Annotated in this window: 10 protein-coding genes; 2 read left to right on the top strand and 8 right to left on the bottom strand. The window is 68.7% G+C overall.

The genetic code is table 11. From position 1 onward, the window contains the following. Positions 1 to 267: 267 nt before the first annotated feature. Positions 268 to 702 carry a hypothetical protein gene (locus OZ403_RS14990; RefSeq protein ID WP_140798168.1) on the bottom strand — a complete coding sequence of 145 codons (435 nt, stop codon included), beginning with the start codon at positions 700 to 702 and terminating at the stop codon, positions 268 to 270. 336 nt (positions 703 to 1,038) lie between these two features. On the opposite strand from OZ403_RS14990, the gene OZ403_RS14985 reads away from it, so the two are divergent. Together OZ403_RS14985 and OZ403_RS14980 are read left to right on the top strand one after the other, a co-directional pair. After that, positions 1,039 to 2,511, top strand: a complete 1,473-nt coding sequence (locus tag OZ403_RS14985; RefSeq protein WP_268784492.1) for a hypothetical protein — start codon at positions 1,039 to 1,041, stop codon at positions 2,509 to 2,511. A 57-nt stretch (positions 2,512 to 2,568) separates the two neighbouring features. Continuing rightward, positions 2,569 to 3,723, top strand: a complete 1,155-nt coding sequence (locus tag OZ403_RS14980) for a lytic polysaccharide monooxygenase (RefSeq protein WP_140798166.1) — start codon at positions 2,569 to 2,571, stop codon at positions 3,721 to 3,723. A 130-nt stretch (positions 3,724 to 3,853) separates the two neighbouring features. On the opposite strand, the gene OZ403_RS14975 is transcribed toward OZ403_RS14980, so the two are convergent. The 7 genes from OZ403_RS14975 to OZ403_RS14945 form a co-directional block, all read right to left on the bottom strand. Further along, on the bottom strand, positions 3,854 to 5,143 hold the full coding sequence (locus tag OZ403_RS14975; protein WP_268784491.1) for a hypothetical protein: 1,290 nt from the start codon (positions 5,141 to 5,143) through the stop codon (positions 3,854 to 3,856). 593 nt (positions 5,144 to 5,736) lie between these two features. Next, a complete protein-coding gene (locus OZ403_RS14970) occupies positions 5,737 to 7,020 on the bottom strand; it encodes a hypothetical protein (RefSeq protein WP_268784490.1) in 1,284 nt (427 codons plus the stop codon). Between the two features lie 349 nt (positions 7,021 to 7,369). Further along, entirely contained in the window at positions 7,370 to 8,650 is a 1,281-nt protein-coding gene (locus OZ403_RS14965) for a hypothetical protein (RefSeq protein WP_268784489.1), read from the bottom strand. A 206-nt stretch (positions 8,651 to 8,856) separates the two neighbouring features. Continuing rightward, positions 8,857 to 10,089: a DUF7305 domain-containing protein gene (locus OZ403_RS14960; protein WP_268784488.1), complete on the bottom strand. Its 1,233-nt coding sequence runs from the start codon at positions 10,087 to 10,089 to the stop codon at positions 8,857 to 8,859. After that, complete coding sequence (locus OZ403_RS14955) at positions 10,086 to 10,958, bottom strand: tetratricopeptide repeat protein (protein ID WP_268784487.1); 873 nt, start codon at positions 10,956 to 10,958, stop codon at positions 10,086 to 10,088. Before OZ403_RS14955 ends, OZ403_RS14960 begins: the two co-directional genes overlap by 4 nt. Next, positions 10,955 to 11,449 (bottom strand): sigma-70 family RNA polymerase sigma factor, encoded by a 495-nt coding sequence (locus OZ403_RS14950; RefSeq protein ID WP_140796455.1) that lies wholly within the window; start codon positions 11,447 to 11,449, stop codon positions 10,955 to 10,957. Before OZ403_RS14950 ends, OZ403_RS14955 begins: the two co-directional genes overlap by 4 nt. A 143-nt stretch (positions 11,450 to 11,592) precedes the next feature. Beyond that, entirely contained in the window at positions 11,593 to 12,792 is a 1,200-nt protein-coding gene (locus OZ403_RS14945) for a hypothetical protein (protein ID WP_268784486.1), read from the bottom strand. Between the last annotated feature and the right edge of the window lie 71 nt (positions 12,793 to 12,863).

Genomic DNA, 12,863 nt, shown 5'->3' with positions numbered 1-12,863 from the left:
CTCCACGGGATTGGACTGCGGGTGTGCCACGCCCGCGCGCCAGCAACGAACACCGCCAGGACATGGAGGGGCCGCCACGGGTGCGTGGGAATGGAAGGGACGTGCGCGGGGCACGAAACACGGACGCCGTGAGACAGCTCAGCCAGCATGGACGCAAAGCCGCAATGACTCACAGCCCGCGCGGAGCGGACGGAGTCTGTCTGGCTTTATCGGACGGGCAGCCTCACACGACGCGACAGGCCGCGTGAGCGAGCAAACTCCCGGGCCTCACGCGCGCGGCGGAGACGCCTTGGGAGCCAGGTGCAGACGGGCGACGGGCTCCGCGTGGAAGCGGAACACCGCCAGCGCGGGCTCGGAGCGAGCGGGCGCGACCAGAAGGGACGGCGTGTCCTGCTGCGGAGGCGGAGCCTCCCGCCGGAAGAAGGCGTGGACACAGTGGGCGTCGGAGCCGTGGGAGTCCGCCTCCGTGCTCTTGGAGGCGAGCCGCACGTCGTCGAAGGACACCTCGACGTGACCGGCGCCATGGGCGTCACCAGCCTCCACGTGCATCACCTCACCATGCTCCAGACACGTGGCGTGCTGGACCAGGGCGAAGTGCATCACGCTCCCCATGTACGCCAGCACGCACACGAGCGCGAACGGCAGCGCCAGACGGCGCGACCGGACGGAACTCACGGGCTGGTGATAGGTGGAGCGACTCACGTCAGGGCATTCCCGGTCGAACGGCGTCTACGGTTGTAAGCCAGACAGGCCGTTCGCGCAAGTCAGACTGTCTCACGCAACATTCGCCAGGAGACATCACCTTGGCGGAATCACAACAGCAACTCGGAAACATAAGCAACAATGGAAGCCTTTCCAGCGCCGCTGTCCGGGTGCGCCCCGGAGCGGCCAGCCCAGGCCCGGCGGGCAGCCAAAGGCCACCGAGGGTGCGTCCCGCCCCGAAGGGAGGCTCCGGGCCCGTGGACCGGTGGACCCGTCCAGGCGTAGGGTTCGCGCCGCCCGGAAGACACCCGGGCGTACCATCGAGGTCACGACTTCGTGCAAGAGTTCATCGACGTGCTCCGGAGCCAGGCACGCCACATCGCGCCCGACCTGGCGCGAATCGCCTACCAGCGGGGCCTCGCCGTCACGCGACCGGACGGGACCACCCGCCCCATCCCCATCACCGCCACGCCCGTGGTGCTCGACGCCGCGGAGATTCGCCGCCGCTCGGAGCTGTCCGCCCGCCTGTCCTCCGCCACGGTGAAGATGGCGCAGGCACAACTCCAGAGCGCGGACGCGGAGTCCCTGCTGGGCGCCCTCTCCCCTCTCGAGCGCGTACTCGCCGAGCGCACCTGGCGCCAGTCCACCCGGCTGGCCACCACCCGCGTGGACTACTTCGTCGCGGGCGGCACGCCGTGGGCGTTGGAGGTCAACGCCACCATCCCCGCCATGCAGGGGTACTCCGACATCGCGGCCCGCACCTTCATCGAGGTGGTGGGACGCTACTTCCGCTATCCGGAGAAGTCCCTGCACGCCCTGCTGTCGCTCAACGGCAGCAACGCACTGGCGCTGTACCGGGCGCTGCTGGACGGCTACGCGGCCGAGCGCAACGGCCGGATGCCAGACACGGTGGCCCTGCTGTGCCGCCGCAATGACGCCCAAATCACGGAGCTGCGCTGGCTGTGCGAGCGCTTCCGCGAATTCGGCGCGGACGCGGACCTGGTCCATCCGGACGAGGTGTCCGGTGACGACGCCTTCGTGGCCCACGGCAAGAAGTACGACCTGGTGTACCGGCACCTCTTCGTCCGGCGCCTGGAGGAGTCCCCCTCCCCCTGGGTCGAGGACTTCCTGGGCACCGTGCCCGGCAAGAAGGCGGTGTTCCTCAATCCCCCCGCCTCGCAGGTGGAGGTGAAGCTGACCTTCGCCCGCCTGTCGCAGGCCCTGGCCGAGCCCGCACTGGCCGAAGCCGCGCGGCTCACCGGCGAAGAGCTGGAGGCGGTGCGCGCGTCCGTGCCGTGGACGCGAATGTTCCAGCCCGGCCCCACGCAGGGCCCCGACGGCGAACGCGTGGAGGACCTTGTAGCCCTGGTCGCCGCGACGCCGGCGCGCTTCGTGCTCAAGCGGGCCTGGGACTATGGCGGCCGAGCCGTCTTCCTGGGCCGCTCCGCTGGCACCGTCCCCTACACGGAGCGGGTGCAGGCGGCCTATGGCGCGCCAATGACGTGGGCGGAGCTGTGCGCGCGCACGGCGGCGGACACGGCCGGCGGAGGCTTCGTGGTGCAGGAGGTGGTGGACTCGCCGCCCGAGGAGCACCTGCTCTGCGAGCCCAACGGCACCGTTCTGCCCTCGTCCTTTTTCGTGGACTACTCCGCCTATGCCTCCGTGGGCCTGGCGCGGCAGCCCGCGTGGGGCGGTGTGTGCCGCGGGTCCATGTCGGAAATCGTCAACATCGTCGGCGGTGGCGGCGTGTTGCCGCTCATCACCTCTGAAGTCGCCTCCAAGCTCCTGATGGCGTGGAAGGCCTTCTAGGCCGTTGACCCGATTTCGGGGGCCGCGCCCTCCCTCCTCACACCACAGGAGGAAGGGATGACCTCAGCAGTGCAGCGGTGTCTCGGCGCGTCGCTCGCCGTCGTGTCCATGTTGTGCGCCAGCGTGGCCCTGGCGCACGGCTCCATGGAAGTACCTCTCAGCCGCGTCTACAGCTGCTTCAAGGAAGGGCCGGAGACGCCGAAGTCCGACGCGTGCAAGGCGCTCATCCAGGCCGGCGGCACGCAGGCGCTCTACGACTGGAATGGCGTGCGGCAGGGCAACGCCAACGACAGGCACCGCGACATCATTCCGGACGGGAAGCTGTGCAGCGCCGCGAATGAAAGCCACCGGGGCCTGGACCTCGCGCGCACGGACTGGCCCTCCACGCTCATCACCCCGGACACCCAGGGCCGCTTCGAGTTCGTCTTCCACGCGACCGCCGTGCACGCCACCGGCTACTTCCGCCTCTACGTCACGCGCGAGGGCTACAACCCGGCGCTGCCGCTGAAGTGGTCGGACCTGGAAGCAAATCCCTTCTGCTCCATCACCCACGTCTCCGCCCAGAACAACCGCTACCGGCTCAACTGCCCCTTCCCACAAGGGAAGACGGGCTCGCATGTCATCTACGGCATCTGGCAGCGCTCGGACAGCCCGGAGGCCTTCTACGCCTGCACCGACGTGAAGTTCAGCAACACCCCGCCGCCGCCCTCGTCATGGAAGGAGCTGGGCCAGGTGCAGGCGCGTGAAGACCTCCCCGAGGGGAGTTCGGTGACGCTGCGCGTGTTCGACGCGCAGGGCGCCGACGCCGAATCCCATGTGCATCCCCTGGCCACGGCCTCGCCGGCGGCCCAGTGGATTCATGCGCTGGCGCAGCGGGTGAACGGCGCGTCCAGCCGCGTGCAGGTGGGCGTGCTCGACGCTTCGGGACGAGTGAATCCCGTGCAGGACGCGCTGGGCAACCGCGTCTACGCGCGTGAGACGGGCTACACCTTCCAGGTCGACATCATGAAGCCGCCGCCGGGTGGCGGTGGCGAGCCTGTCTACCCGTCTGGGATTGAGGGCTATGCCGCGGGCACCGTGGTACGGGGCACCGATGGACTGCGCTATCGCTGCAAGCCCTTCCCCTACTCTGGCTGGTGCAAGGGCTCCGCGCTGCACTACGCGCCGGGCACGGGCTTGAACTGGCAGGACGCGTGGGAGCGCATTCCCTGAAGCCCGCCGGATGACGCGACACATCGCCCGTGCGCGGGACCTGGGCCGGCGTGCATGTGCCGGCCCATGCCCTTGAGAAGCGCCGCCTCGCCCGCGGACCGCCGCTGGCGAGGCACTCGCCCTCAATGCATCAGCGCTGGCGCGTGAGCGGCAGGGCGGGCACGTCCTTCACCTCCGCCTGGTGCGTCACCCGCGTGCCCAGGATGAAGTGCGGTTCGAGGGGATCGAACGTCTCCTGGCCCGAGTAGACAACGAAGAACTTGCCGCCCCCGTAGGCGACATCCGGCAGGTACTCCTGTGGCTGGTCCCCGGTGGAGATAGGGAAGCCCGAGGGGTCCCACACGTCCCCGTTCTCGCCCCACCGCGCCCCCCAGACGGCGTGCGGACCGTCGCGCCTGTCGTCCCAGACGACCAGGGACTTGTCGTTGTGGTGGGCAAGACGCGGTTCGGCCTGCGCGCCCTCTGCGGTGGAGATGGGGATGCCTTCGGGGTCCTTCACCATGCCTGTCTTGCTCACGCGCGCGCCGAAAATGTCCGGGTTCCCGTTCCGTTCATCGGTCCAGACCACCTGGTAGTTCTTGTGCGTCCACTCCACGTCAGGCGTCGTCTGGGCGCCCTCTGCCTGGGAGATGGGGAAGCCGTCGCCGTCCAGGATGGTGCCGTCCTCCTTCACCCTGTTGCCGTAGATGTCCGCGTTCTCCGGGCCCTCGCCGTGCTCATCGGACCAGACGACCAGGAACTCCTTCGTCTTGTTGTTCCAGGTCGGCGACGCGTCATTCGCGAAGGTGTCAGAGGCGCTGAGCGTCTGGTCGGCCGTATCGAGGACGACGCCATCCTTCGTCACCCGCGTGAAGTAGATGTTCGAGAAGTCACCGGAGATTGTGTACGTCACCAGGCAGATTTTCGGGGAGCAGGCGACTCGCACCGGGCCGACGGATTCGCCCGTCTGGATGACGTTGAACACCGGGCCCACCACGGTGCCGTCGGGCTTCACGCGCACAGCGTCGACACCATTCAGGCTCTCCCAGACGACGAAGAAGTGCGTCCCGTTGAAACCGATGCCGGGCCGGAATCCTTCGACGTCTCCGATGTTGATGCGGATGTCCTCCTTGTCGAGCACGGTGCCGTTTGGCTTCACCCGGGTGCCGTAGATGCCGCCGGTTCGCACGTCGGTCCAGACAGCGAGGAACTTGCCCCCACCGTACGCAACCGCTGGCCAGTAGCGCGCCAGCGGGGCGGGATTGGCGTAGCCCCGGCGTTCCTCGGGCCCGGTCTCGGCGCTCATTTGCGCCTCTGCCTCCGACTCCGCCGTCCCGACCTCCACTCCGCCCAGCTCTTCTTGTTCCGGCGCCACCCCACAGCCGACCAGCATGGACCCGAACAACAGCCCGGCAATGCCAGCCTTCACTTCCCGCCTCATGTGCAGCCTCCCCTTCAAGAACAGCGATGCAAAGCTGGGGACCTACACGCGCGTCACCAGCCCCCCGAGGGGTGCAAGTCCGGATAAGGCGGTGGACAGGAGCATCGAGCCGCCGCCCCTGCGCGCGCGACGCCGGACGCCGGACGCCGGGGCGCAGGGCCTTCGAACGAACGACGGAGACTTGGCACGGACACGTAGGGCCGGTGGGATGTCTGCGTCGTAGTGCAGTTGGAGCGGCCCCGAAGCCTCAACTTGACGAACGAGCGCTCAAGCAGAGTTCGGCACGGGGCGCACGGACGTCTACCTACAGCCCTTCGCCCAGGTCGACACTGCACTACGCGCCAGGCACGGGCCTGACATCGACCCAATGCTCTTCGGGGAGGCCATCTCCAACTCCGCCCTCCGGAGCGTGTACGACTCCGCGAGGCTGACGTCGCTGGAGAACCGCGAGCTCGGCCTGAACCACTGAGCGCGCCGCCGAGGCCGGCGTGGATGCGCCGGCCCAGGTCGCTGAGGCGAGTCGCCTCGCACGCGGACCAAAATCAGCGGTCTGCGTGGTTGCCGGCCAGCGGAGCGGCCTCTCCTTCAACGACTCAGCGCTGGCGCGTGAGCGTCAGGGCGGGCACGTCCTTCACCTCCGCCTGATGCGTCACCCGCGTGCCCAGGATGAAGTGCGGTTCGAGGGGATCGAAGGTCTCCTGGCCCGAATAGACAACGAAGAACTTGCCGCCCCCGTATGCGACATCCGGCAGGTACTCCTGTGGCTGGTCTCCGGTGGAGATAGGGAAGCCCGAGGGGTCCCGCACGTCCCCGTCCTCGCCCCACCGCGCACCCCAGACGCGGTGCGGTCCGTCGCGCGTGTCGTCCCAGACGACCAGGGACTTGTCGTTGTGGTGGGCAAGACGCGGTTCGGCCTGCGCGCCCTCTGCGGTGGAGATGGGGATGCCTTCGGGGTCCTTCACCATGCCCGTCTTGCTCACGCGCGCGCCGAAAATGTCCGGGTTCCCATTCCGGTCATCAGTCCAGACCACCTGGTAGTTCTTGTGCGTCCACTCCACGTCAGGCGTCGTCTGGGCGCCCTCCGCCTGAGAGATGGGGAAGCCGTCGCCGTCCAGGATGGTGCCGTCCTCCTTCACCCTGTTGCCGTAGATGTCCGCGTTCTCCGGGCCCTCGCCGTGCTCATCGGACCAGACGACCAGGAACTCCTTCGTTTTGTTGTTCCAGGTCGGCGACGCGTCATTCGCGAAGGTGTCGGAGGCGCTGAGCGACTCGTCTCCCGTATCGAGGACGACGCCATCCTTCGTCACCCGTGTGAAGAAGATGTTCGAGAAGTCACCGGAGACGGTGTACGTCACTAGGCAGATTTTCGGGGAGCAGGCGACTCGCGCCGGGCCGACGGTTTCGCCCGACTGCTTGACGTTGAACACCGGGCCCACCACGGTGCCGTCCGGCTTCACGCGCACAGCGTCGATACCATCCACGCTCTCCCAGACGACGAAGAAGTGCGTCCCGTTGAAGGCGATGCCGGGCCGGAATCCTTCGACGTCTCCGATGTTGATGCGGATGCCCTCCTTGTCGAGCACGGTGCCGTCCGGCTTCACCCGGGTGCCGTAAATGCCGCCGATCCGCACGTCGGTCCAGACCGTGAAGTACTTGCCGTCGCCGTACGCGACCGCCGGCCCGAACTTCGCCAGCGCAGCGGGCCTGGCGCGGCTCCGGTGTTCCTCGGGCCCGGTCTCGACGCTCATTAGCGCCTCCGCCTCCGCCGTCGCGTCCTCCACTCCGCCCTGCCATTCCTGTTCCGGCGCCACCCCGCAGCCGGCCAGCATGGACCCGAACAACAGCCCGGCAATGCCGGCCTTCACTTCCCGGTTCATGTGCGACCTCCCCTTCAAGAACAGCGGTGCAAAGCTGGGGACCTACACACGCGTCACCAGCCACCCGCGGGGAGCAGCCCGGATAGGGCGGTGGACAGGCGCATCGAGCCGCCGCCCCTGCGCCGCATGCGCGACGCCGGACTCCGGGGCTCAGAGCCTTCGAACAAACGACGGCGGCTTGGCACGGATACGCAGGGCCAGTGGCGTGCGTTTCAGTTGTCGTTAGAGAACCGCGAGCTCGGCATGAACCACTGAGCCCGCGCGCAGGGCCCAGGCAGGCGTGCATGCGCCGGCCCTTGCATCTGAGGAACGCCGCCTCGCACGCGGCGAGGCCCTCTCCCTCAACGGCTCAGCGCCGGCGCGTGAGCGGCACGGCGGGCACGTCCTTCACCTGCGCCTGATGCGTCACGCGCGTACCCACGATGTAGTGCGGAACACCGGGTGAATAGGTCTCCTGGGCGGCGTAGATGGTGAAGAACTTGTCGGCCCCGAAGGCGACGTCCGGCAGGTACTGCTGGGCCAGACCCGCGCTGGAGATGGGGAAACCGGAACCGTCCCACACGTCTCCGTCCTCTCCCCACCGCGCGCCCCAGATGCTGTGCGGGCCGTAGCGAGTGTCATCCCAGACGACCAGGGACTTGCTATTGTGGTGGGCGATGCGCGGGGCGGTCTGCGCGCCCACCTCGGTGGAGATGGGGATGCCGTCCGGGTCCTTCACCGTGCCTGTCTTGCTCACACGCGCACCGTAGATGTCCGGGTTCCCATTCCGGTCATCGGACCAGACCACCTGGTAGCTCTTGCCCGTCCACACCACGTCAGGTGTCGTCTGGGCGCCCTCCGCCGCGGAGATGGGGAAGCCGCTGCCATCAAGGATGGTGCCGTCCTCCTTCACCCTGTTGCCGTAGATATCGGCGTTCTCCGGGCCATCACCCTGCTCGACGGACCAGACGGCCAGGAATTCCTTCTTGCTGTTGTTCCAAGTCGACGACGCGTCATCCGCGAAAGTGTTGGAGGCGCTGAGCGTCCGGTCGGCCGTTGAGAGGATGACTCCGTCCTTGGACACCCGGGTGAAGTAGATGGTCGAGGAGTCGTCACCGGCGACGGTGTACGTCACAAGGCAGATTTTCGGGGAACAGGCGACTCGCGCTGGATCAAAGACTTCGTCCGACTGGACTGCTCGAAACATCGGCCCCACCACGGTACCGTCCGGCTTCACGCGAACACCGTCCACTCCGTTGATGGTGCCCCAAACCACGAAGAAGTGCGTCCCGTTGAAGGCGATGGCCGGTCGTTTCCCAATCTCTTCGCCGAAGTTGATGCGGATGCCCCCCGGGTCGAGCACGGTGCCGTCTGGCTTCACACGCGTGCCGTAGATGCCGCCGGTCCGCACGTCGGCCCAGACCGCGAAGTACTTGCCGTCGCCGTACGCGACCGCGTGCCCATATCGAGCCACTGCGACTGGCGTGGAGGAGCCGCGGTGTGCGTCGAGCCCGGTCTCGGCGCTCGCTGACGCCCCCGCCGTCACGTCCTCCACGCCGCCCAGTTCTCCTTGTTCCGGCGCCACCCCACAGCCGACCAGCATGGACCCGAACACCAGCCCGGCAATGCCGGCCCTCACTTCCCGCTTCATGTGCAGCCTCCCCCTTCAAGAACAGCGGCGCAAAGCTGGGGACCTACACACGCGTCACCAGCCACCCGCGGGGAGCAGCCCGGATAGGGCGGTGGACAGGAGCATCGAGCCACCGCCCCTGCGCGCGATGCCGGACGCCGGGGCTCAGTGCCTTCGAACGAACGACGGAGGCTTGGCACGGATACGCAGGGCCGGTGGCATGCACCTCAATCGCCCGTGCACTCGGCGCCCGCATCGCGGATGTCTGCGTCGTAGTGCAGTCGGAGCGGTCCGGAAGCCTCGACTTGACGGACGAACACGGAGCCGAAGACCTCCGCGCCACCGCTCAGGCTGAGTGCGGCACGGGGCGCATAGAGATTGCCCGCGAGGGTGCTGCCCGCGGACAGCGCCAGCACGTTCGAGCCCGCGACGTACACTCGCACGCGAGATGGCGTGGCGGTGGACCCCAACGTGAGCGGTCCCGCCACCGCGACAGCGCCCCCGAGGAACAGGTCCAGCTCTCCAGGCGCATGGACGTCCACCGACAGTCCTTCGCCCAGGTCGACGACGTCCTCGATGAAGAGCCCCGTGCGTGCGCGAATCGTGATCGTGGCGCGGCCGGTCCCGGTGATGCGCGTCAGGTGGAAGCGGCCACACGGCAGCTCCAGCGCGCGTTCGCCTTCGATGTCCTCCATCGCCGTGGCGTCGAGGCCGATGGCCGCGTTGTCATTGTCGAGCACGTGCCGGGCGATGAGCCCGGAGACATCCACCTGGGACGCCGCATCACACGAACAGGGGATGACGGGGTCCACGGGCTCGCGGCGGACCTCGACCGCGTCCACCGGCCCCAGTACGTGGCCCGCTGGAACCGTGAGCACGCCGCCGACGCCGAAGGCGGGCAACGCGACGTCACCGCGTACGCGGGCATCCCCCACTACGGTGGCTGAGACAGGGTTGCCGGTGAGCGGGCCACCGCAGTGCAACGCATCGCCTACGCGGAACGTCTGCCCGAGCTGGGCGCCTCCCGCGCCTCCAATACTCAGCGAGCCTCCCACCGACACCGCGTCATTGGCCGACAGCGCACCATTCACCCCGACGTCGCCCCCCGCGCCTCCTGGCTGATAGGTCCCCGTGGTGCCGTGAAAGGCATCCGTTTCGAAGGACGCGCCCAGGGCGAGCCCCTCGCAGGTGCACAGAGCGTGACGGAAGGTTCGTTCCGCCAGACGTCCGCTGCACACCTGAGAATCGGTGTAGGCATCGCCCACGACGATGGGAGGCCCGCGCCCCGCGCAGTACGCCTCCCAGTCGTCAGGCGGCTCACCGCCATCGGGCCCACCGGCATCCGCCGAGGAGCCCACGTGTCCTGCGTCTGGCGACTGGACGGTGGCCACCAGGTCCCCACGGGTGCAGCTTCCCATCGACGCCGCCAGTAGCACCGCCAACGTCCATCGCCTGTTCATGGCGCGGTGAGTTCCCGAACGCGCGCGCGAGCCGACGGCACGAGCGGCGAATCCGGATGGGTGGAGAGGAACGACTCCAGCGCGCTGCGCTCCGCGTCCCGGTTACCGAGAACACGGTGCGCTTCGGCAATGCCGTGCTGCGCTTCCTGGTCGAGCACACCGCGTGGCTGGATGCGAAGCGCCGCCTTGAACTGACGCAGGGCGCCTCGCGCGTCCCCCAGGTGCTCCAGTCGAAGCGAGCCCGAGGCGACGCGCGCGACATATGACGCGAGCGACGAGGGCTCGGCGCGGATGACGCGCAAGTAGAGCGCCTCGGCCTCCTTCCACCGCCCATCGGAACGGAGTCCGTTGGCCTTGAGCAAGAGGTCTTCCGGCGCAGCCGACTTCACGGTGGCCGGTGGCGCTCGCGGACGCGCCGGCTCGGACGCTCCCTCGGCTTCAGCGATGAACGCGGCAGGCACCGCTGGCGTTTCGGCCGGAACCACTTCTGACACGGCATCCAACCGAGAGGGTGCCGCGTCCACCGCTTCGGTGTCGCTCCATTGTGACGCCGCGCCCAACCGCGGGGGGCTCGTGAGCACAGCCTCTTCAACCTGCGACGTCGACGCCCGGCTTGAGTGCGTAAAGCTCCAGACCGCGGCTGCCGCGGCGCCCGCCACGAGGAGCGCGCCTGTCATCAACCACACGGGAGGCCGCTTGCCGCGTGGCCGGGGCGTGGGCTGTGACACCAACGCACCCGCCTCCAGCGCGGCCAGCACCATCTGCGCCGACCGTTCCCGGGAGATGCGTCGGGCCGGCCCCGCGCCTTCGTCCAACGGCAGGACCAGCGCATTCAGGGCGTCATCCCCCTCTTCCCTGAAGTCACTCATCCCCGCTCCTCCCCTCCATCACCCTCCGCGGACGCCAGCGAGCGCAGCGCCGTCCGCCCCAAGCGGAGCCGGCTGCGCACCGTCTCGAAGGGAATGCCCAGCTCCGTCGAAATCTCCGGCACGCTCAACTCCAGCACGTGATGCAACACCAGTGCATGCCGCTGCTCAGTCGAAAGCCGATCCAGGAGTGTCACCATGTGCCGGCGATGAACATACTCGTCCGGCAGCGCATCCTCGGAGGGAACCGCGACCAGTTCCACCGGCGCATCCGCGTGCTGGGCATCCCGGCCGCGGGAGCGCTTCAGCCATGCGAACGCCGTCCGAGCCACCACCCGGTCCGCCCAGGACTGGAAGCGGCCTTCGGCGCGGTATGACGGCAGTCCTCGCACCAGGGCGATGAGCGCCTCCTGGGCGATGTCCTCCACGTCCACATCCCCGCGCACCAGGTAGCGCACGAGGTTGCGGACCCGGGGGAGCAGCTCCATCAACAACGCCCCGGTTGCCTCGCGCTCGCCCTGGATGGCCGCTTGGATGCGAGGGTCTTCCGCCGCACGACGTGGGTCCGCTGCGTGTGAGCCCGAGCTCCTCATTGCCGCCATGGAGGACGGCACCGGGCCATTCGGGTCATCCGCGCTCAAAGAAAAACCACCATCGCCAGGCCCAGCCGTGGGCGGACGGCCCAACCCGCACCACGAGACACGAAGTTTCCATCGATGGCGTAGCGAAGCTCGGGCCGGCCCAGGAGGACCTCCGCGGCCAGACTCGTCTCCAGGCCGACACGCGCCCCCATCCGCCACCGGGTGCGGAGCTCGGGCCCCATGAGCAGGGCCAGCATCGTGCCCGGAGGCGCCGCCTTCACATCCTCCGTCAGCGCTTGCGTCCGGCGGGTGAAGACCACCGCCCCCGCGCCGAATCCCGCCTCCACATCCAGTCCTTCTGCCGCCGCCCAGGGAAGCCCCGCCCACACCGACGCCGCGTGCTGCCCCAACGTCAACTCCGTGCGGGCATCGCGAAGCCGGGTCGGAACACTGGCCAGGACTTGCGCTCGCAGCCGCCAACGGCCCGGCTGCAATCCAACACCCACCACCAACCCCTGGTGGCCCCTGCGCGTGTACCCATCCAGCGCGGCATGGCCCCCCAACGCGAGCCACATCTGGCGCGCTGGGTTCTCCTCGGCCGAAGCCAGCCCCAGGCCCTCACGAGGTGACGCCACGCATTCCCGAGCAGAAGCCAAGGCCCCATCCTCCGCGAGTGCAATGGCCTCTTCCGGGGACGGGGACGTGGGCGTCCTCGGCGCGGCCTCATCACCGGAGGCTGCCTCCCCGATGCGCCGGCCCACCCCGGTTTCAGTCCCCTCTTCGTTCGATGCATGACGCGGCGGCGCCACCTCCACCACATCACCGAGCGGCGCACCGGCCTCCACCGCGCGCAGTGCGGAGCGAGCGGCCAGCGCCAGCGCCTCCGCCCCCGTGGACCATTCCAGCGAGCCTGGCGACTGCCCCAGCCGCGCGGCCCGGGAGAACAGACGCCGGCTGTCGAACTCGGCCACCTGGACGCGAACGTCGCTGCCCTCTCGCACGAACCAGAGGACAGCGCGGGCCTGGTGGTGCCCGGCCAGCCGTTCCGCCGCGAGCCATGGGCCCTCGCGAAATCCCTCGAGCGGCGCTCCGGACGAGACTTCGAGCCGCATGGGCAGGTCGCTGCTCTGCCCCCGCACTCGCACGAGCAAGGCGGTGTCCTCGTCGGACGCCACCCGGACGACGGCGGTCCACGGCTCGGCGGCCACGGAAGAGCTGGAGAGCGCCACCAGCAGGACGGCGGCCGCGAAGGACATGCGGCAAACCCTAACGCCATGACGCCGGGGAACAGAAGTCCCTCGGCGTATGGCTTCACGACACGCTCACA

Origin of the sequence: Myxococcus sp. NMCA1 (assembly GCF_026810205.1) — a bacterium.
Taxonomy (GTDB): Bacteria; Myxococcota; Myxococcia; order Myxococcales; family Myxococcaceae; genus Myxococcus; species Myxococcus xanthus_A.
The sequence above is the reverse complement of the archived record's forward strand: the minus strand, read 5'-3'. Positions and strand labels throughout refer to the sequence as shown.